This window comes from Vibrio sp. 10N.261.55.C5 (genome assembly GCF_041470505.1).
GTDB classification, from domain to species: domain Bacteria; phylum Pseudomonadota; class Gammaproteobacteria; order Enterobacterales; family Vibrionaceae; genus Vibrio; species Vibrio crassostreae_C.
Map to the genome: position 1 here is coordinate 31,913 of NZ_JBFRMS010000024.1, position 18,181 is coordinate 50,093.

At 44.5% G+C, this 18,181-nt stretch carries 23 protein-coding genes, 1 tRNA gene and 1 pseudogene; 19 read left to right on the forward strand and 6 right to left on the reverse strand.

The genetic code is table 11. The features are described 5' to 3' along the window. Positions 1-11: 11 nt before the first annotated feature. Positions 12-515, reverse strand: coding sequence for an HU family DNA-binding protein (locus tag AB4263_RS10650; RefSeq protein WP_346763709.1), 504 nt, complete (start codon positions 513-515; stop codon positions 12-14). An 870-nt stretch (positions 516-1,385) separates the two neighbouring features. On the opposite strand from AB4263_RS10650, the gene AB4263_RS10655 reads away from it, so the two are divergent. Beyond that, complete coding sequence (locus tag AB4263_RS10655) at positions 1,386-1,544, forward strand: Hok/Gef family protein (RefSeq protein WP_017110292.1); 159 nt, start codon at positions 1,386-1,388, stop codon at positions 1,542-1,544. Positions 1,545-1,615: 71 nt separating this feature from the next. On the opposite strand, the gene AB4263_RS10660 is transcribed toward AB4263_RS10655, so the two are convergent. Together AB4263_RS10660 and AB4263_RS10665 are read right to left on the reverse strand one after the other, a co-directional pair. Continuing rightward, positions 1,616-2,536 carry a tyrosine-type recombinase/integrase gene (locus tag AB4263_RS10660; protein ID WP_102333109.1) on the reverse strand — a complete coding sequence of 307 codons (921 nt, stop codon included), beginning with the start codon at positions 2,534-2,536 and terminating at the stop codon, positions 1,616-1,618. Continuing rightward, the gene (locus tag AB4263_RS10665; protein ID WP_102333108.1) at positions 2,499-2,786 is read right to left on the reverse strand and encodes a hypothetical protein; all 288 of its coding nucleotides are present in this window, start codon (positions 2,784-2,786) and stop codon (positions 2,499-2,501) included. Before AB4263_RS10665 ends, AB4263_RS10660 begins: the two co-directional genes overlap by 38 nt. Before the next feature lie 793 nt (positions 2,787-3,579). Here AB4263_RS10665 and AB4263_RS10670 point away from each other — a divergent pair. The 7 genes from AB4263_RS10670 to AB4263_RS10700 all read left to right on the forward strand — a co-directional run bounded on the left by AB4263_RS10670 (position 3,580) and on the right by AB4263_RS10700 (position 9,918). Beyond that, positions 3,580-4,017: a single-stranded DNA-binding protein gene (locus AB4263_RS10670; RefSeq protein ID WP_102300587.1), complete on the forward strand. Its 438-nt coding sequence runs from the start codon at positions 3,580-3,582 to the stop codon at positions 4,015-4,017. Positions 4,018-4,031: 14 nt separating this feature from the next. Further along, complete coding sequence (locus tag AB4263_RS10675; RefSeq protein WP_019821570.1) at positions 4,032-4,265, forward strand: hypothetical protein; 234 nt, start codon at positions 4,032-4,034, stop codon at positions 4,263-4,265. A 93-nt stretch (positions 4,266-4,358) separates the two neighbouring features. After that, positions 4,359-6,482 carry a DNA topoisomerase III gene (locus AB4263_RS10680; RefSeq protein WP_372098186.1) on the forward strand — a complete coding sequence of 708 codons (2,124 nt, stop codon included), beginning with the start codon at positions 4,359-4,361 and terminating at the stop codon, positions 6,480-6,482. Then, positions 6,479-6,706, forward strand: coding sequence for a hypothetical protein (locus tag AB4263_RS10685; RefSeq protein WP_372081813.1), 228 nt, complete (start codon positions 6,479-6,481; stop codon positions 6,704-6,706). The genes AB4263_RS10680 and AB4263_RS10685 overlap by 4 nt, the downstream gene beginning before the upstream one ends. A gap of 305 nt (positions 6,707-7,011) precedes the next feature. Continuing rightward, entirely contained in the window at positions 7,012-7,698 is a 687-nt protein-coding gene (locus tag AB4263_RS10690; protein WP_371728081.1) for a hypothetical protein, read from the forward strand. Beyond that, positions 7,695-9,332, forward strand: a complete 1,638-nt coding sequence (locus AB4263_RS10695; protein ID WP_372098187.1) for a PcfJ domain-containing protein — start codon at positions 7,695-7,697, stop codon at positions 9,330-9,332. The genes AB4263_RS10690 and AB4263_RS10695 overlap by 4 nt, the downstream gene beginning before the upstream one ends. A 1-nt stretch (position 9,333) precedes the next feature. Continuing rightward, positions 9,334-9,918, forward strand: a complete 585-nt coding sequence (locus tag AB4263_RS10700; protein WP_372098188.1) for a hypothetical protein — start codon at positions 9,334-9,336, stop codon at positions 9,916-9,918. 12 nt (positions 9,919-9,930) lie between these two features. Here the strand turns inward: AB4263_RS10700 and AB4263_RS10705 are convergent, their stop codons facing one another. Both AB4263_RS10705 and AB4263_RS10710 read right to left on the reverse strand, forming a co-directional pair. After that, positions 9,931-10,212, reverse strand: a complete 282-nt coding sequence (locus tag AB4263_RS10705) for a hypothetical protein (RefSeq protein WP_102333834.1) — start codon at positions 10,210-10,212, stop codon at positions 9,931-9,933. A 23-nt stretch (positions 10,213-10,235) separates the two neighbouring features. Next, a tRNA-Gly gene (locus AB4263_RS10710) sits at positions 10,236-10,310 on the reverse strand. Between the two features lie 148 nt (positions 10,311-10,458). On the opposite strand from AB4263_RS10710, the gene AB4263_RS10715 reads away from it, so the two are divergent. The 3 genes from AB4263_RS10715 (at position 10,459) to AB4263_RS10725 (ending at position 13,017) form a co-directional block, all read left to right on the forward strand. Continuing rightward, a complete protein-coding gene (locus tag AB4263_RS10715) occupies positions 10,459-10,797 on the forward strand; it encodes a DUF3024 domain-containing protein (protein ID WP_017110279.1) in 339 nt (112 codons plus the stop codon). A gap of 380 nt (positions 10,798-11,177) precedes the next feature. Continuing rightward, the gene (locus AB4263_RS10720; protein WP_136985707.1) at positions 11,178-12,296 is read left to right on the forward strand and encodes an ATP/GTP-binding protein; all 1,119 of its coding nucleotides are present in this window, start codon (positions 11,178-11,180) and stop codon (positions 12,294-12,296) included. After that, the gene (locus tag AB4263_RS10725; RefSeq protein ID WP_136985708.1) at positions 12,286-13,017 is read left to right on the forward strand and encodes a hypothetical protein; all 732 of its coding nucleotides are present in this window, start codon (positions 12,286-12,288) and stop codon (positions 13,015-13,017) included. The genes AB4263_RS10720 and AB4263_RS10725 overlap by 11 nt, the downstream gene beginning before the upstream one ends. Before the next feature lie 49 nt (positions 13,018-13,066). Here AB4263_RS10725 and AB4263_RS10730 read toward each other — a convergent pair. Further along, a pseudogene (locus tag AB4263_RS10730) lies at positions 13,067-13,443 on the reverse strand (regulator). Positions 13,444-13,958: 515 nt separating this feature from the next. Between AB4263_RS10730 and AB4263_RS10735 the strand changes: the two are divergent. The 8 genes from AB4263_RS10735 to AB4263_RS10770 all read left to right on the forward strand — a co-directional run bounded on the left by AB4263_RS10735 (position 13,959) and on the right by AB4263_RS10770 (position 18,082). After that, on the forward strand, positions 13,959-14,402 hold the full coding sequence (locus AB4263_RS10735; RefSeq protein WP_017110273.1) for a DUF3577 domain-containing protein: 444 nt from the start codon (positions 13,959-13,961) through the stop codon (positions 14,400-14,402). Between the two features lie 123 nt (positions 14,403-14,525). Further along, positions 14,526-15,050, forward strand: coding sequence for a hypothetical protein (locus tag AB4263_RS10740; RefSeq protein WP_235612580.1), 525 nt, complete (start codon positions 14,526-14,528; stop codon positions 15,048-15,050). A 74-nt stretch (positions 15,051-15,124) separates the two neighbouring features. Beyond that, the gene (locus AB4263_RS10745) at positions 15,125-15,358 is read left to right on the forward strand and encodes a hypothetical protein (RefSeq protein WP_237297761.1); all 234 of its coding nucleotides are present in this window, start codon (positions 15,125-15,127) and stop codon (positions 15,356-15,358) included. A 78-nt stretch (positions 15,359-15,436) separates the two neighbouring features. Further along, entirely contained in the window at positions 15,437-15,778 is a 342-nt protein-coding gene (locus AB4263_RS10750) for a hypothetical protein (protein WP_102333121.1), read from the forward strand. Between the two features lie 97 nt (positions 15,779-15,875). Then, positions 15,876-16,190: a hypothetical protein gene (locus AB4263_RS10755; RefSeq protein ID WP_198599960.1), complete on the forward strand. Its 315-nt coding sequence runs from the start codon at positions 15,876-15,878 to the stop codon at positions 16,188-16,190. Positions 16,191-16,304: 114 nt separating this feature from the next. Then, the gene (locus AB4263_RS10760; protein WP_372081800.1) at positions 16,305-16,622 is read left to right on the forward strand and encodes a hypothetical protein; all 318 of its coding nucleotides are present in this window, start codon (positions 16,305-16,307) and stop codon (positions 16,620-16,622) included. Between the two features lie 132 nt (positions 16,623-16,754). Beyond that, positions 16,755-17,672, forward strand: coding sequence for a DUF1281 domain-containing protein (locus AB4263_RS10765; RefSeq protein WP_372098189.1), 918 nt, complete (start codon positions 16,755-16,757; stop codon positions 17,670-17,672). A 5-nt stretch (positions 17,673-17,677) separates the two neighbouring features. Further along, positions 17,678-18,082 (forward strand): hypothetical protein, encoded by a 405-nt coding sequence (locus AB4263_RS10770; protein ID WP_371728088.1) that lies wholly within the window; start codon positions 17,678-17,680, stop codon positions 18,080-18,082. Positions 18,083-18,181 lie beyond the last annotated feature (99 nt).

The following is an 18,181-nucleotide window of genomic DNA, read 5'->3' on the forward strand; positions in this document are numbered from 1 at the left end:
TGAGCAAAGCGTTATGGATTCAACACTTCTTTCAGTTTTTTACCAGCTTTAAATGTTGGGCTTTTTGACGCCGCAATTTGAAGGGGTTCACCGGTCTTCGGATTGCGGCCTTCACGCGCTGCACGGTGGGTGATTTTAAATGTGCCAAAATCAACCAAAGCAACGTCATCACCATCGGCCAGTGTTGTGGTAATGCCTTCGATGATGGCTTTGAGTGCGGCATCGGCTTCTTTTTTAGTGATGTCGACTTCTACAGCGATATGATCCACTAATTCTTTACGGTTCATCTCTTTTCCTTGTTCTAGAGTTGGTTTTTCTTCTTCATCCCACTTGCCAGTCGCATAACGAAAGGCGAGGGGTTTATCGACAACGTCGCTAATTTCTATTTTAGACGTATTTTCAGTCGCGTGTGTGGTGGCGCTGGCTTTGGCTGCAGCTAAAGAGCGCATGTACACGGTTTCGGACTTGAGCGTATTTCTTTCTTTATCCAAATAACGGATATTAAAGACCGCCATACCCCCTCCTGTTATGTAAAAGTCAAACGTGTCATTAAGAGTCGCTATTTTATATTTAGATAGCGAAGCTAGGCATTATAACCCTATTTTTGAGTCGTCTAGCCAGCCCATCACATTGTTTTTTCTTGTGTTATACTAATCCTGTTGTAGTTGAATACTGACTGCACAGTATTAAGCACACGGGGTTAACCCCCCTTAAATGGCTCTCTGAAACGTGTCGCGACTTCTTCTCTAGTAGAAAGAAGTGAAAGCATACTTAACTGCTCAGGCTCTGCGCCTGTTCATTCAACTGTTTGATTTTTACATCAATTCAATATGGCCACTGCGTCATTATACTGCTCTTATTTCTAAGGGCTAAATTCAACTTTGCGACAGCCTGTTGCAAGCAACATAACCATACTTGATGCCTAGGTTCTGAGGGGGACCATTGTGTCAAAAGACTTAACTTAAGGAGCGATTCTTTATCTTTAGCACTACCAGTCAGCGTGCAAGCTGGCGAGCCTAAATCATGCTTGAATGATTAATTCGTGGGGTAACTACGTCGCCGTAAGGCGTAAACTTACGATATACAAAGGGCATTCATTTGAAGCACAAATGAATGCCCTTTGTCGTTTTTGACAAGCTTGATATCAATGGTGAAAGTGGGGGTGCTGGAAACAAACGTTCTTGATTTGAAAGGCTTGTGGTAGAATTTGTTTGGGCGCTCTTGGCTTATTTGCCATGAGTGACTGACTTTTATGTTTGCTTGTGGCAGATAAACAAAAGCCCCGTTATCCGGTTACTGTTGACGCAGTAACTTTCATTTAACGAGGCCTAAGTGATGTTCCACAAACTCATTGTAGAGCCTCTTTACTGTGGAGGCAACAAAATATGCCGAAAAATAAAACAGCACTCGCAGGACTTATTGTCCTGTGCTTTACGTTCTTGTGTAGCTTATGGCTAGTTCGAGACTCACTCTGTGAGGTTCGCTACCAGGATGGTGGTACAAGTTTTCTGGCTCAATTTGTTGTCTACGAAGCAGTAAGGTAGAGCTGGGCAGGAGGGGGTAAAACCCCTCCTGATTCAGTTTTGTGAAGCATGGTCTAAGAGCGCCCTTATTTCTACGAACACGTACCTCGATGAAGGTAGTGAGGTGTGATCTCTTTTCTGAAATGGCCAAGCTCTTGGCTGATGATTTCCAGTTTTTCTTCGTAACTTTTATCGGGAATAGAACGATTAAGCCGATCTTGTGCGTAAGTATATCTTAACCCATGAGCACCGTGTGACCAGCCTAGAACTCGCTTAGACAATTGACTGAAAGCATCGGTAAATTTTTTCCCGCCAGTGATGTTGTACCGGTTAGTGATAGTACATTTTCGGTCTTTGATTTGTCGGGGTTCACTCAGACGATGCCTCTCTAATTTTTTCGCTAAACAATGCGGGATCATGACGGCTCGATATAGTCCACCTTTGCCTTTCACTACGTATTTCTCGCCTTGCAAACCCGAAAACAAATCACTGCGCCATTTTCGATCTTTTGACGCTGAAGCTTCGTCAAATCGTTGGAGGGTGAGGAGCTCTTGTACTCTGAGCCCCGCTGTAAAACACAGCGCGGTAGCTAACTGATTTTCTGGAGTTTGATGTGTCATGATTTGATGAATTTGTTTGTGAGTATAAGCTCGATTTACCCACTCTCTAGGATCGAGTTTTTCTTCTATATAAAGCCTACGCTCTGGCTCATGTAAATAAACGATCCGCTCTAGTACACGCCTCTCATTTGCAAGCATTTTGCTACAAACTTTACCGACTCGGGATGATAAATAATCCAAAGCCATTTGTGGCGTAATATCTATTAGCATGGCTGCGCCCATCCGCTCTTGAATAAAGGCAGCTGTCTCCACATGTCGAAAAAGAGTGGATTGACTTCTTAATTTTCCTTTCGCCTCTTTTTTGTTTTTACCTAGCCCAAAATAGTGGAAATTGAAAAAATTTCTCGCCTTGCGCTCAAACTTTTTTCGTTGGGAGCTTTTCTTGTTTGGCATATTCTGCCTCCCATTGTTGAATTCTTAAAGCAACTTGAGTATGAGAGCGGTGAACGTTTTTATGTATTGCAAGCCACTTCACAATATCGTGATAAGAGCAGCCCATCTCGCGCCTGAAAAATAAGAGTTCAGAACGATAGCGATCTAAAGGCGATCCTTTTTTCTGTGATGGTTTTGTTATTTGGGTATGTTCATGATCGATAACAAGATAATTGTTATGGATCAATTCATTAAATAATTGATTACTCATACTTTGCCATGGATTTAATATCTTTTAGGAAAGGATCATCTTTCCAAGCGACAGAAGTCATATAGTGGATCTGGCTCAAGGATGCTTTCGTACTATGTTTACTGTCAAGCCAAATTGAAATTTTTTTATAACTTAAATTAACATGCCTCAAGATGAGTATTTCCTTTTTGAATGATTCAAGTTTAGAATTTTTCTTTTTCTTATCACGTTGAATCTGCCTCATTTGATTAATAAGACTTTCGCGATATTTAGGTTTCATAATAAAGACTCAAGTAAAACAGGTTTCTAGATAACCTTAAGGTAAGAATTTGCCTCAGTAAACCATTAAACGGCTTCAATGTGGCGCAAACAGGCCCCCTCAGCGGTGAGCAAGGCGATCAGCGCTGAGGGGCACGGGGAGCAAAAACGGGGGATTTCGGTATTACGTTGAGGCAAGGTTTCAATAAATGAGGCAGTAAAGAGAAATAACACGGATGAGGCAGTAGCAAGGTGGGAAATGGAGCGAACGCGACAACCTTGTTGATGGAACAATATATTGTCGTCTGAGGCAGGAGGGGAAAGGGAAAGCAAAGGGGTGAGGCAAAAGAAATAAAGCGTTAAGCGAGCGGTTCTGTGTGTTGATACGTAATCAATATAATAGTTAGTGATATTTTGGCGTAACTTTAAATAGTGTAACACAAAATAAAAAATAAATACTCGTTTAAAATACATCCACCAATGTATTTTTAATGAGTATTTTTCTATTGCCTTTTTGATACTGTTTCTCGTGACTTTGTTCAAAGGAGAAAAACAGATGGCAAAAGGTCTTTTTATTTTTGATGGCAATATTGGTATGACACCAGAATTGCGTTGGCAGCCAGCGAATGACCGTTCGAATGGTGAAGCTAGACCGTTATTAAAATTTAACGTCAAGTACGACCGTTTAATTAAAACACAAGACCCAGAGCGTCCTTATGAAGATAAGGGCGGTTTTTGGGTAGATATCAGTTATTGGGGGCGTGACGCTGAGGCGTTAAGTAAGTTATTACAAAAAGGCATGCGCGTACGTATTGAAGGCGAACTCCGCATCGACGTTTGGGAAGATAAAAATAACCCAGGCCAAATGACGTCAGGCATGGCATTAACGGCTTCGTTAATTACCATCATGGCGCAGCGTGTGGATGCGGTGTTATTAAAAAAGCCACAACAATCAGGGGCGAATAATAACCCAGCCTCTCAATCTGAACTTTAAATAGGGAGTGATAGATGAGAGGAGTGAATTTATCTAACGCGATTGCGGCGCTTCGATTTCGTGTGCGGTCGCGCCGAAGTGGTGACGCCGACCAACGCGCTCAAGCGGAGCTCGGCGTGAAAGCGCAAGAGCCATTTTGTTCGCAAGTGCAGCAAGCTTTAATTGGCAACCGTGAAGGCATGACGCTCAGTAAGGTCACGCCAGGTTGGGTGAAGAAACAACTCGCCAGCAAGGTGACGACATCATGATGGGTGACTTGTTATTGGGTCAGTTTTCTTTATCAAGAAGGCGCTCTAAAGGTGACGCGGTCACCTTGTTTGTGCGTAGGTTGGAGGTAAACCATGCGTGTGCTTTTATGTGAAAAACCGTCTCAAGGACGTGATATTGCCAAGGTACTTGGCTGTCATGAAAAAATCGAGGGGGCGTTGCGTGGTCAAGGTGTGGTCGTGACCTGGGGGTTTGGTCATATTCTGTCTCAAGCCGACCCGGAGCATTATGACCCCGCATTAAAAGCTTGGTCTTATGACACGCTCCCTATCGTGCCATCGACCTGGCAAATGGTCGTGCCACCGGACAAGAAGAAACAGTTCAATGTCATCAAAAAGCTACTGGCCAGTGCGACAGAGGTGGTGATAGCCACCGATGCCGACCGTGAAGGGGAGGTGATTGCTCGTGAGATTTTAGAGTTTGTGGGTTACCAAGGCCAAGTCTCTCGACTTTGGCTCAGCGCCTTAGACGAAGCGAGCATTCGTAAAGGTTTGGATAATCTCAAACCTGGCAGTGAAACCGAATCGCTGTATTGGGCAGGACTTGGTCGCAGTCAAGCTGACTGGTTGCTGGGTATGAACCTAACGCGGCTTTGCTCTCTGGTGGGGCGAGAAGCCGGCTATCGCGGCGCCTTATCGGTGGGCCGCGTCCAAACGCCCACCTTACGGTTGGTGGTTGAGCGAGATTTAGCCATTGCGAATTTTGTGTCCAAACCGTTTTATGACGTCGTCGGTGACACAGGGTTTTCGTCTAAATGGCAAGTGCCAGAAGCGCAAAGCGATGAGTCAGGGCGATGTGTGTCTCGTGAGGCCGCTGAGCGTGTGGCTCGGAATTGTCAGGGACAAGTGGCGACTGTCGCCGTGTTTGATACCAAACGCCAAAAAGCCAAACATCCTGCGCTGTTTTTCTTGGGCTCTCTGCAGAAGGCCATGTCGGCTCAGTTCGGTTACACCGCGCAGCAAGTGCTCGATACGGCGCAAGCCTTGTATGAAAAGCACAAACTGACCACCTACCCGCGTACCGATTGCGCGTTTTTGCCGGTGAGCCAGCAAGGCGAAGTGACTCAAATTTTGAGGTCGTTGGGTCAGACCTTTGAGTTTGCATCGATGTGCCAAGGTGCGGACGAGGCAATAAGCAGCGCGTGTTGGAATGATAAAAAAGTGGCGCAGAGCTCGCACCACGCCATTATCCCTACTGCAAAGGCGCCGGTACTCACCGGACTCAGTGAGCGCGAAAAACACGTGTATCAAGCCATCGTGCAGCGTTACGTCGCTCAGTTCTATCCGCATGCCGAAGATGACGCCACTGTGATTGAATTGCAGTGTGTGGGTCACCGCTTTAAAACCTCCGGCAAAGTGGAGCGCGTTAAAGGCTGGCGGGTTGTGGCGAAAGAAGAAAAAGAAGAGGGGAAAGGGAAGAGCGAAGACAGTGCATCTCAATCTCTGCCTTCCTTAACGGTCGGTCAGTCGCTGACGTTTTCCCAGGTCAATGTGGTGAGTAAGAAAACCACGCCGCCTTCTGCGTTTACCGAAGGGACGCTCCTCGATGCGATGGCCAATATTGCACGCAGCGATAATGTTCCGGCTCAATTCAAAGCGATTTTGAAAGAGACGGCAGGGCTTGGCACGCAAGCAACGCGCGCGGCCATTATTGAGACGCTCAAAAAGCGCGGCTTTGTGGAAGCAAAAGGGAAAAAGCTCCTAAGTAGCGAAGCGGGACGCGGTTTGATTCAGGCGCTGCCGAACGAAGTGAGCAATCCGGTGATGACCGCGATTTGGGAGCAGTCGCTCGAAAGCATTGCCAAGCGAGAGATGAGCCTCGATGCCTTTATGCAAAACCAAGAAGGATTTGTGCGCGCCATTGTTAGTAAGGTGAAGTCCGGAGACATCACTATTACCTTACCGAAAGTCGTTGAGCCCGAAGCGCCCTGCCCGTTGTGTGGCAAAAAAATGCGCCTTCGCTCGACCAAGAAACCGTTTTGGGCATGTGAAGACCGCGAGCAATGTGGCCTTATCCTCGATAGCGTGCGCGGCAAGCCCGCCAAAAATCAAAAGTGTGCCTGTGGCAAAGGTGTGTTGGTGCGCAAGTCCGGGAAAAACAAAGGCAGTTTCTATTGGAGCTGCAGTGCGTGGAAACAAGGCTGTCAGAAGCGTCATTTCGATGACAAAGGCAAGTTAGGAAAGGAGATGGGTTCATGATAGTCGCCCGTTCGTTATCACCGGCTGAGCCCGACCAGATGGAAGGGCGCACGTTGGCATTGCTTCGTATTCTGAGCTTGGAGGGGGTGGAAATGGTTCAGTACCACGCCCCCAAAGGCGGCTGGACGCACGATACGTTGGAGTGTGTCGACTATTTCTCAGTGAGTCCTGATGGTTGGGATGCTTACCTCGATGAGCAGTGGATTGGCTCTTCTGAGGTTTGAAGTCAAAAAGGATTAAATTATGAGTCGGCTAGACGACACAAAAAATTCAGCTTTAAGCGCTTAATGGGTGAAAGGGGTATGAGGCAGTTTCTCACAGAAAGGCACCTGAATGCGTTGTTGTCGATGTATTCAGAGCGGGACTTTCCTAACAGTACTCGAAAGGCGGTGCGCCTTCGTATTATTCATGGCCACACTTACGAGTTGGCGGAGTTTATCACCGGCGTTTCGCGCCGCAATATTTATAACGGGGTGAAAAAATTGAAAGTCGCGCATGACGTTATGATGAAAACTTATGGAGGGGAAGGATGAATCCGTCTATCGAGATGACGTTGCTTGAGTTTTTCAAGCGAGCCCGTCGCCCACTGTATTATAAATCTAAATTGAATCAGCTTCGTAATCATGAAGTCTTGTCACTGGGTGGGGTTCGTCAATCTATCGGTCAACGTCGTTTTGCGTATGGCCAAGCCTACCTCAAGAAACTGACGAAAGGCCAATATATCTTTGTTGGGTTATGGACGTTACCTAGTAAACCTGAGCGTCAAGATTGCTGGATACAAGGCACCTTTACTTTAAGTAAAGGCGTGATGCGTTTTGAGTCAAGCGTGACAATCGCGCATTTGCACGGCTTTTTTAAAGTCTGTCGTTATCTTGGGGTGCATAAGCGAGCCTGTGTCACGCGATATCACCGTGCCAGTGAGGCCTATAGACAGGCGCAACGTCAATGGGAGCAACAGTGGGAAGACTCGGAGAACGAATATACCACTCACCTTGAGCCAGAAGATTTTTCTTACACATTGTCGATAAGGATAGGGCCTAGACCTTCTCGTTCTGATTTTGGTTGTTGGTTTCTTGCGCACGAGCACTCGCCGATTTTTGATGGTGAAGTGATGAGCTTTCATCACTTGAATCTGGATAGGGTGGACTTTGACACACACGACCGCATGGTGACGCCTCCGCGCAGCGCGTTAATTCAAAAAAGGGAGGGCCGATGAACACGTTAACGGCCTTGCCGCCACCCCAAGTGTTACTGTCATCGACGATGGCTTCGTTTCACGGTATGGAGGGTGAACAAGAGCAATCGAAGGTGCTGGCATGGCAAACGCTCTACCGCTTTTTAAACGACCAGTCTTGGCGAAGAATGGTCAAACGCGAGCAAGATGGAGCATTCGATACGTTAGTGCTGGCTGGACTCTTTCGTCTCGTTAAGCACCCCAATCAAAAAGTCACTATGCAGCGTCTCTCGTTAACGTGGGATGGGGAGCATAATCTCCACGGGTCTTGGGTTGGATGCCAGTATTCGCCTGATTTTATGATGCAATCTCGTCAGGATTCATTGGCGTGGCGGTTTTACAACATATTGGAATACGTGATAGGCGCGCTATTGTCGGATTTGGAAAAGCAAGGGATTCAAGCGCTCAGTGTGCCAGTGAAAGTGTCGAAAAAAGGCGATTATGACGGGATGGATATGACACCAGTACCGATGGCTTATCTTGATATGGGGAAAACAACCAAACAGTGGGTTTCAAAGCGGTTTGGTCAGCAATTTGGTTTTCTTGAACATGGCATCAAGCTAGGTGGACGCGCGCTCTATAAACACCTGTGGGATTTTGTCGATAAAGAGAAGTTGTCGCTCTACCTGCAAATATACCAATGCTCGCTGAGCCAGGTATCTTTTGGGCAGCTGCATTCCTTTAGCAATAAGGTCAAGGATGTGAGTGCCTATCAACGTCACCGAGTATGGTTGCCCTGGTTAAGTGTGTTGCCAGGAGGAGTCAACCGCCACATACATCCTAATCTATTCAGCTACGAACATTTGCTTTCCCATTTGCCTACAGAGGTCAGTAAAGGCGTCATTCGAAAAATTAATCGTCAACCAAGAAAAGTACAAGCTTTGCTTATCCAAGCAAGGATGTGGACACCTTCAGAGCTGTCGCTGCTTGATGCGCTTACGGGGTATTCCACCACGATTCAGGTTCGCCTCTTATCAACCATAAGGGACCAAAAGGCGCGACATGACCATCACGGGGTTTTGGATTTTGAGCGCCTTCAGCGTGTGGTGTTTCGATGGGCGCAATACTTCAAGCCCATGATTGGGCGCGTTAAGGTGCGCAAACAAAAAGAGCAATGGCGCCGAGCCCTCAACCAATTTAATGATGTGTTCGATTGGGTAGAGCGCGAGGATGCCGTCATCCACAAAAATCAATCTTGGTACGCTTTGGTCCAGCAACATGAACGCTGGGTGGCCAGAATGAACACCGACAGGTTGGATGCGGACGCGCAAATGAATGCGTTGACGTGGGAAAGAGCCGAGTGGGAGACGTTTGACACGCAAGGCATAACAGTGGAAGAAATCACCACAGGACTTGGGCTGAGAAGGGAAGCCAGAGAAATGGAACACTGCGTATTTTCTTACCTCGATGACTGTGTGAAGCAGCGTTATCGCGTGTTTACATTGACCTCTGATGCAGAGCGAGCGACGTTAGGGCTTTATCAAGACTCCGTGTCACGCCTCGTACAATACGATCAATTGCGCGGTGCAAGAAACGACTTGAGTAGCCAAGCTATGGAGCAGGTAGCGAAGCAGTTGATTGAGACAATAAATAAGACGAAAAATGAAGGAAGTTAACATGATAAATTCAATTGCGCCGACTCAAATTCCAACATTAAAAGAGGTTGATCCTAAAGCTGACATGAGATGTGACATTCCCATTCGATTGCATTATTGCTCAGAAAGCCATCATGAGTACCAATCCCAAAAAGCGCAGATATCGGTAGGAGCCATTTCGCCTGACGACGACATTGAAGAGAGACTGGAACAAAGCCAGCTCACGTTATCTGTTGAAGCATCTCGCTATCTGCTTGCGCATATATCCTATGCGTATTTTGATTACGGAATTGATGTGGTTCATCCCAGCGCGCTCCCTTATAAAGGGGATGGCTACTTATCCCTGAGTAATTCTCGGTATATAGGAACCGACTTGAACAATGACTATATCAAGGACTTGAGCCTGTTGGAGCATGATGAAATCAGAGACTTGGTTCAATGGATGAAGAAGTATAAAGAAGAAGGTTGGTATCTCGTGGGGCTTCATGATGTGCATATCTCAGGAGAGTTATGCGAAAACATTCAGTTTACGTTGTTTTTAAGCCCCTATGTGTTTGCGCTTGAAGATAGGTTAGCGGCACTGACAGAAGGTCACGACAAAAAGTAAGTGGTTTTTGTTTCAGCTCAGCGACTCTTCATCTAGGTTGAGCGTAGGTTTTGGATGCTGCTGCAGTACTTTAGACAGCACGCCACGGTTCACGTTGAGCGTTCGGGCTACTTTGGTTTTATTTTGGCTGATGAGATCGACGGACTCTTGGAATATGACGGGTTTAAAAGCGTCCAGTATGACGCTGACGTCTGGTATTTCAGCCTTCTCGTCAAACTGAGCCAGATACGATTTTAAACTGGCTTTGAAGGCTTTTTTAGCTTGTTTCATTTCGTCAGAAGGGGGCGTTTGCATGAGGATTACCTTAGAGCATGAATTGGAGCGTGCAGCGGGAATCGAACCCGCATCATCAGCTTGGAAGGCTGAGGTAATAGCCATTATACGATGCACGCAACGAAGCGCCTGTGAGGAGAGCTCCGGCCAATGGAGTTCCTGTACCCCACTGGCGCAAGCATTGTAACGAATAATCGTTTTGGTTCAAGGGGGCGTTAACGTTATCATGACGGTTTTGGTGGTTGATGTTAACGGTTGGAGTAATAGATGGCTTTTAGTGAATTTGAGTGCGCTCGCTATTTGAAGATGATGGAGCAATTAGTCGAGGACATTCGGCCTCCTCTGGCGATAAGGTCGGAGATCGATTATGTGACTGAGCTGGAGAAGCAAAGTCTGATGCTTTATGAAATGTCCCCTTCATTTTCTGGTGATGGGACAACGCAACGTTTCCCCGTTGCAAAAATAACGTACGTAAAAACCAAGAAGCACTGGGTACTTTATGGGATGCGTGCGTCAGGTAAATGGATGCAGCACTCTACCCATCATTTACTGGATTTGGCGATAGGAACACTTAAATTAGATCCTGATAGTAATTTTTTTGGTTGAGAAGATATTTAAAATATCCGTTACTCACGTCAAGTAGTATCAAACACGCGGGTTGGTAATGTGATCAGAAAATATATTATCAACATTTTACCCGTGGCACTTTCTAGCTCGAAAGTGGCCCATTGTTGGATAGACCTTTTACTCATTCACATCCTGTTTATGGGCTTTCCCCTACTAAAAATTATCAATTCTTCCAATGCTGTTTGTTGTAAATTCCCGTGTTGTATCACGGGGGTAAATTCGACGTACTTAATAGCTATCACTGAAACTCAGGCTCTACGAGCTTCTCTATAAAGAACTGCCGTATTTTTTTTACGGCAGTTCTAAGTTGCCTATGTTAGACTGTTATCAGGTAATTATTTATAGTACTGGGGCATTTTATGTTAGCCAATTTTGCTGTATCCAATTTCAGAAACTTCTCTGAAAGATTTAACTTTAGCTTTGAAACAGAAAAGCATTATGAATTCAATACTGATAATGTACAAGATTGCATAATCAAGCATTCAATAGCTTATGGCCATAATGGGTGCGGCAAATCAAACCTTGGCATAGCAATTCTTGATTTAACGTGTCACATCAACGATGTAAACATAATGCATTCATTGAAAACCAACTACTTAAACGGTGATGCACGTAAAGATGAGCTAGCCGTTTTTGAGTATAAGTTTAAGTTTGGGAATGATATCGTTGAGTATTCGTACGGAAAAAGTGATGTTGCAAACACTAGATACGAAAAGTTAGTAATAAATAATGAGCTTGTAGTTTCATTAAATCGTGATGAAAGCGAAAAACTTTTTGTTAAGTTGGCAGGTACAGAAAGCCTTCGCTCTGAAATTACAAACCCCAATATATCAGCTATAAAATATATTAAATCCAATTCCATTTTAGATATGGAAGATAAGAACGCTCAGCTTTTTACTAAGTTTATCGATTTTGTGTCTGGGATGATTTTCTTCCGTACCCTCACACAGAATGCTGACTACTTTGGTCAAATTATTGATACAAATAAGCGCCTATCTCGTGCAATCATAGAGGCAAATAAACTTGGTGATTTCGAGAAGTTTCTCAATGAATCAGGTGTTAGATGTAAGCTAACTGTTATCGGTGAAGAAGAAGATCAACGCATTGCATTCGAGTATAAAAATAAGAATGTAGAATTTTCATACGCAGCATCTACCGGAACAATGTCTTTAGGGATTTTTTATTACTGGTGGTTAAAAGTTGATTCAGGTGAATTAACTTTCGCATATATTGATGAATTTGACGCGTATTACCATTATTCATTATCCCAAGCCATCGTAACTAAAATGAACCAGAGTTCAGGTCAAACAATTCTGACGAGCCATAATCTAAGTATTCTTTCAAATGATTTACTAAGACCTGACTGTTACTTCGTCTTGGCTGATAAACAGTACCCACTCTATAAACTTGTAGATAAAGACTTAAGAAAAGCTCATAACTTGGAGAAAATCTTCAAGGGTTTAACCTATGAATATTAAAAGTTCCATTCTTTGCGTTTTTGAAGGTGAAGTAAGGGAACCGCTATATTTCAATGGTCTTAAACAGTGCTTCTTTGGTGAACAAAGTATAGTTTACTGCTGTTTTGGTAATAATATTTACGAACTACACAGTAAGATGCTAGAAGATGAAGACTTAGATATTTTTGAGGTTATTCAAGAATATAATACTGTCGATAGCAATAAGGACTTGTTTGAAAAATTTAGTCGCGATGATTTCAACCAAGTTTTTCTCTTCTTCGATTTTGAGTTTCATGATGATAAATTCAGCTCTGAAGACTTAACTAAAATGGTTGAAACGTTTGACGAGGAAACTGAATCCGGCAAGTTATTCGTAAGTTATCCGATGGTTGAAGCTATCAGGGATGTTCCTTGTCACAACTCATTTATAGAGCACAAGATAAAGACTGAACAATCCAAAGGTAAAGTTTATAAAGGCTTGTCTACACAAGGTATGACCGACTATCTTGACCCTAGAAAGATAAACGAAGAGAGGTGGACAGACTTAGTTCGCCTAAATGTCGAAAAAGGTAACTTTATTCAAGATGGGACTCGAAATAACTTTAAAAACCCAGAACAATCTGACGTTTTAGATTGCCAGCTCAAGTTGGTTGAAGGCTCAAATGAGTTGTATGTCCTTAGCGCATTTCCTCTTTTTGTCTATCATCAAAAGGGAAGTCAATTTAACTTTGCTAAAAAATAGAGGGCTTGAAGCCCTCTTTTTATTTCACTCCAAATTGGCTCTCTATCTTCTAGTAGCCACCTCTTTCAACCAACATCTTCGAAAGACACCTAGCATATCTAAGTAAGTGAGATGTCGTTTCTAGTTCTAATTCTGACTGTATCTCTAACAAAGCGATGCCAAGTAAAACTTGTTGCGCTGTGACCAAATCGCCCGTTGGTAGTTCTAGTTTGTCATAATGAATTTTAAATTGCTTCCAGTCACTAGTAGGACTGAGTTCTCGCCCTTTTGCCATACGCATAAGCCTTTTACACTCAGGCGGTATTGGTTTTCCTTCATCTCACCATGTGACCGTTCTCACAGTTTTAAAACACAGTTCAGCAACTTCGTCATTTGGCACTCTAACTCTCGAAAAATGTAATTCTTACTCATTTCGCGATACTTCAATGATAAAACCTCTAAATACAAGAGGTTGCACTGATTTAAGGAGATATGCACTATTGAACATTAGCAGGCAAAGTGCGCACTGTAAGAAGGCGTATTAAGTGGCAATATTTGTTTTCCTAAACGAATTATTGTCCAAAACCTTGTTAGGAATTAATAAAACCATTGCGCGGTAAAGCGATTGCCTGCCGACATCAGGCACTAATAATGATGAAAAATGAATCAAATAAGATGTGATATAAATCACTTTACAAGCCCATTTGGACTGTTATCCTCAAGATGTTAAACGTTGAATACTGACGAATAGTATTAAACACACGGGGTTAACCCCCCTTAAATGGCTTTCTGAAATGTGTCGTGGCTTCTTTTTAAAGAAGTGAAAGCGTACTTAACTGCCCTTAGCCTATATTGATAGAGCTTTGGCGCTATACACCGACTTTTTATCACCCCCACGGGAAAATTATTTCCCATGGTGGGATGTAATTTTTTCTCGTGCAGCCTGTCTCGGAGAAAACATTATGTCTGATAACAATCAAAACACTTATTTCGACCTTCACACTCATGGATTTGGTTTTCTAAACCGCGTGAGAAAAGTGACACCGAAAAAAGGTGACCCGTTCTACGCAACCACCATCACGTGTTTACGTGGTGATGATAACGAAAGAACGTACATTGACTGCAAAGTCGTAGGGAAAGAGGCGATTGAGCTTTTTGAAGCGCATGGTCTTGATAACTATGACTTTAGCCCACAAGGTGGCGATAAAGGCTCACTGAGTTTTACTATCAGTGATATCTCGCTCGACACCTTTACTTATCAAAGCAACCACAGTACGAAAGCGGGTCAGTTTGGCGCAACCATTAAGGGGCGTCTACTCAAAGTGAAGTATCTGAAGGTGAATGATGTTGTACTTGTACAATCGCCAGCACCGACTGGTTCTGATGAAAATCAGCAAGCGGCTTGATGTTTGACTGCCCCAATACACTGTTGTGTGTTGGGGCTTTTTATTACTTTCATTGATGACCCACAGGGGATACGTTCCCCTATGGCGACGTTTCTCCTTTTTGCCAATATTAGGAGAGCGACAATGAACAATACAATGATGATTCAAGAGACGCATAACGCGTTGGTACTAGAGTACGTACTCGACACGAATGGTTTCACAAGTGAAGAACCCTGTCCTTGCTGCGGTCAAGCTGCTGTAAGACGTGAATTTGATGAGTTACTGGGTGGTTGCATTAACCGAGTTTACTCATTGGATTGTACTCACTGTAGCCATCATGAATGTGACCAAGAGTTTTGCTCTAAGTGCGAAGCCAACATGGAGGAAAATAAGCGCGGTTATTCCAAAGCTTGCTACTACGCTGATGTATTCGATGTTATCGAACAAAAAATCCGTGATGGTAATGCTAAAGCGATAACAGGCGTTCATTGGACTGAATTGAAACAGGCATTGCACAGCGAACCCGAAGTGGTGAGCTGGCTATGTACGTTTTATCTTCTTGACGCTGATGAGCCGCAAGCGGTAGTTCATTGGTGGAAAAAGACCATGCTGGACGCGCGTTTTGATGTACGCCTAGAGGCGCGTATTGAACAAGCGAAATTGAATTAACTATTAACCCAACCCACAGGGGACTCGTTCCCCTATGGCGGCGGCTCTCCTTATTTATTTTTGAGGAGAGCAAGATGGACAAACTCAATCTTTTACAGACAAAAGCCACGGCGCTTTTTTCTGTGGCGAGGGGCAGTGATATTTCACCACCAGAACTAGCAAACGCTGGTTTTATGATGCGTGAAGGTCGCTTTTACCCCGTCGAAGACATTGAAGTGATCCAACAACGCCTTAGCCATGATTTCATGGTGTGGGATGAATCTACCCCTAATGTGAACACGCTGAGATTTCAGCGTCGCTCACATTAGGGGCAACCCATAAACCCATAGAGGGGAATGCCTCCTCTATGGGGTCATTCCTTCTTTTTTACATTAGGAAGAAATGATATGACTCAACTTATGGTGACGGTAACACTGGCCGGTGGGCAGAAAATCGATTGTGACGTTTCTAAACATCACTATCGCAATAACAAGCAAATCGCGCTCCAGTTATGCACTGCCGATACAAAACGAAATGAAGCTTCGGATTCGTTTCCAGGGGAGCCTATGGGCACTCCGACGGTGTGTTTACCAAACAATCACTTCAACGAGAATGAAACGGCCATCAAAGATTGCGACGAGTACGCTGGATTTTTAGGCGCTCTTGAGCAAGCAGGAGTGGTTCGACGTACCACGAGAACCATTCATGGTCCGTATGTTTCGTACAACGTCGTGGAAGTGTTGATCTAACCGTAATGTAACCCATCCGACAGGAATCTCATTCCTGTCGGGGATTGGGGTTTTCTGTCTTTTTTGTTATAGTGTTAACAGAGAATAGGAATAGATAATGACGATGAGTAGTCCAAACGAATTTACCCAAAAAGATCTGATGAAGCATTTGCTCGATGTGTCACAACATGCCGTGACGCGAGAGCAGCTGCAAGAGACAGAGCGTAATCTGAATCGACGTATTGACGAAGTTCGTACTGAGATTGTGGATGTTCGTACTGAATTGAAGCAAGACATTGCGGATGTTCGAACCGAAGTTAAAGAAGTGCGTTCTAAGCTTGATCGATTGCAATGGGCGATTTGTGGAACCATCACTGTGGGTACAGTGACATTACTGTTCAAAGAGCAGATATTAATGGCATTGCTCTCATAAGCATTAGTCCCCAATGACCTAAACCAAACCTACTGACAGGAATCTCTATTCCTGTCGGGATTGGGGTTTTCTGTCTTTTTTGTTATTCTTATTTCATGAATATGGAGAAAGATAATGTGCGAAAAGCAAAAACGTATAGAAGAGTTGGAAAAAGAGAACGCCGAGCTTTACCAAACTTTGTCTAATACATACAAGCTTAATGCTGAAGGGCGAAAGTTCGAAGCTGAGCGAGAAAAGCTCAATGCCGAAGAACAAAAGTTTGAAGCTGAGCGAGAAAAGCTCAATGCCGAAGAACAAAAGTTTGAAGCTGAGCGAGAGAGGCTATTAATCGATACGATGAAAATGGTACGTGATATTAAATATCAACCGATATTACTTATCACGCCACTTGTCGTGTCATTGATCGCTTTAGTTGCTGCTATCGCTAAATAACCTCAATTCGACTTAACCTTAAAGCCTCTATCTTAGATAGGGGCTTTTTTAATTACATCGCGCTTTGCGCACCACCCACCAGGGATGTCTCCCAGGTGGGGCATCCTTTTATTTTTTTAAGAGGAACTGATTATGCCAAATTGGTGTGTCAACCAAATTCATATCGATGGGCCTGATTCTGATGCCATCATCGAACTCATGACCCAACCTAAACCACTGCTTCATCAACAAGCGTCACGCGCGGCGGCTAAGCTGTTTTTAGCCGGTGTCGGTGGGCTGTTAAAACCCACTTACCCGATGAGTTTTGAACTCTACCCAGACCTTGTTCGCGAGGTCGGAAGTTCAACACCAGAAAATCGTGCGTTTACAAAGTTTGTCACGTTAATGAAACAACCCGATGTGGCACTCAATGAGGAGGTCTGCCAGTGGCTGTTGGCGCTTTTTGATCAAAGCGGCCTCAAGCAGCGTTATTGGGGTGACTTACCTAAAGCCGCCAGAATGAAGATGGCACCCTTGCTAAAAAAGCAGGCCTCAGATTGGACAGGACTCTATTTTCGTCGATTACCACTCGATATTGTTTGGGCAAAGCTGGATTTACCTGAGCCAGAGCAAGCGTCTAAGAACTTTTCTCTTAGTGCGTTAGCGCCGCCGATGTTATTGGTTGAGCTCAATGGCTTTAATGGTGGTTTGTTTTCTCGCGATAGCCAAACTCCATCGGGGTATCACGATAACGTTGAACGCCTTGGCACGAAGTGGGATCGAGTCTCTGTTCTAGAGGTAGGTGAGGGCCAATTGGAATTTGATACCGCTTGGTCTCCGGCGATACCACCGATAGAGGTGCTAGCGCGTCGTTTTCCAAAGACCACGCTCACCCACTTCTTTGCTGAATGCGGCTGCGCCTTTGCCGGTTACGTTCAGTATGTGAACGGGGAGAGCCATGAAGAGATTTGGGAAGACCTGGTGTTTTCTGAGCAAGAGAACGAGGAGGGCTATTACGACGTGGTGGGGCCTGACTACGTGCTTGAGCATTTCTCTCACTATGGAGGGTGATGTTGATGCAGATTATCTATGTATATGATGATGAAGGCACCATGGCACTGGCCAAAATAACGGAAAGTCAATCAGCGCAAGATGCTGCGATCGATGTGGTTGAAGCGGTGGTGAAGTGGACAAAAGAGTTCGGCTTCTCGGTTTACTCTCACAGCGAGTGCTGTGCGCACCTTCAAGAATTGGAGCAGTTAAAGCTGCAGGTGAAAAACCATGAGGTTGATGTCCATCAAACCGACTGGTTTCGTAGCATGTTGGGTTTTACCTTTTCGGTTAAAAATCCTGAGAGCGACGAGGTTGAGTGGCCGACTTGCAAAAAATATCGAGAAGAGGAGGTGTTACCGGATGAACAAGGTCACTGTTCATTGTGTGGCAGTCTTATGAACAATAAAGGAGAGTGTCTGTATCAATGAACAAGGGAATTGACTTAACGCTTTAACATCAAACGCCAGCGATAAGCTGGCGTTTTTGTTTCTACTGTAAATGTAAACCTCTACTTGAGGTTTAATGCT

Bases quoted from the DNA above. Each gene is read 5' to 3' on its own strand.
- AB4263_RS10675 (WP_019821570.1), top strand. From the start codon at position 4,032: ATGAGAGGAGTGAATTTATCTAACGCGATTGCGGCGCTTCGATTTCGT.
- AB4263_RS10685 (WP_372081813.1), top strand. From the start codon at position 6,479: ATGATAGTCGCCCGTTCGTTATCACCGGCTGAGCCCGACCAGATGGAA.
- AB4263_RS10770 (WP_371728088.1), top strand. From the start codon at position 17,678: ATGCAGATTATCTATGTATATGATGATGAAGGCACCATGGCACTGGCC.
- AB4263_RS10765 (WP_372098189.1), top strand. From the start codon at position 16,755: ATGCCAAATTGGTGTGTCAACCAAATTCATATCGATGGGCCTGATTCT.
- AB4263_RS10705 (WP_102333834.1), bottom strand. From the start codon at position 10,212: ATGCAAACGCCCCCTTCTGACGAAATGAAACAAGCTAAAAAAGCCTTC.
- AB4263_RS10760 (WP_372081800.1), top strand. From the start codon at position 16,305: ATGTGCGAAAAGCAAAAACGTATAGAAGAGTTGGAAAAAGAGAACGCC.
- AB4263_RS10680 (WP_372098186.1), top strand. From the start codon at position 4,359: ATGCGTGTGCTTTTATGTGAAAAACCGTCTCAAGGACGTGATATTGCC.
- AB4263_RS10655 (WP_017110292.1), top strand. From the start codon at position 1,386: ATGCCGAAAAATAAAACAGCACTCGCAGGACTTATTGTCCTGTGCTTT.
- AB4263_RS10670 (WP_102300587.1), top strand. From the start codon at position 3,580: ATGGCAAAAGGTCTTTTTATTTTTGATGGCAATATTGGTATGACACCA.
- AB4263_RS10745 (WP_237297761.1), top strand. From the start codon at position 15,125: ATGGACAAACTCAATCTTTTACAGACAAAAGCCACGGCGCTTTTTTCT.
- AB4263_RS10750 (WP_102333121.1), top strand. From the start codon at position 15,437: ATGACTCAACTTATGGTGACGGTAACACTGGCCGGTGGGCAGAAAATC.
- AB4263_RS10715 (WP_017110279.1), top strand. From the start codon at position 10,459: ATGGCTTTTAGTGAATTTGAGTGCGCTCGCTATTTGAAGATGATGGAG.
- AB4263_RS10660 (WP_102333109.1), bottom strand. From the start codon at position 2,536: ATGCCAAACAAGAAAAGCTCCCAACGAAAAAAGTTTGAGCGCAAGGCG.
- AB4263_RS10695 (WP_372098187.1), top strand. From the start codon at position 7,695: ATGAACACGTTAACGGCCTTGCCGCCACCCCAAGTGTTACTGTCATCG.
- AB4263_RS10690 (WP_371728081.1), top strand. From the start codon at position 7,012: ATGAATCCGTCTATCGAGATGACGTTGCTTGAGTTTTTCAAGCGAGCC.
- AB4263_RS10720 (WP_136985707.1), top strand. From the start codon at position 11,178: ATGTTAGCCAATTTTGCTGTATCCAATTTCAGAAACTTCTCTGAAAGA.
- AB4263_RS10755 (WP_198599960.1), top strand. From the start codon at position 15,876: ATGACGATGAGTAGTCCAAACGAATTTACCCAAAAAGATCTGATGAAG.
- AB4263_RS10740 (WP_235612580.1), top strand. From the start codon at position 14,526: ATGAACAATACAATGATGATTCAAGAGACGCATAACGCGTTGGTACTA.
- AB4263_RS10650 (WP_346763709.1), bottom strand. From the start codon at position 515: ATGGCGGTCTTTAATATCCGTTATTTGGATAAAGAAAGAAATACGCTC.
- AB4263_RS10735 (WP_017110273.1), top strand. From the start codon at position 13,959: ATGTCTGATAACAATCAAAACACTTATTTCGACCTTCACACTCATGGA.
- AB4263_RS10700 (WP_372098188.1), top strand. From the start codon at position 9,334: ATGATAAATTCAATTGCGCCGACTCAAATTCCAACATTAAAAGAGGTT.
- AB4263_RS10725 (WP_136985708.1), top strand. From the start codon at position 12,286: ATGAATATTAAAAGTTCCATTCTTTGCGTTTTTGAAGGTGAAGTAAGG.
- AB4263_RS10665 (WP_102333108.1), bottom strand. From the start codon at position 2,786: ATGAGTAATCAATTATTTAATGAATTGATCCATAACAATTATCTTGTT.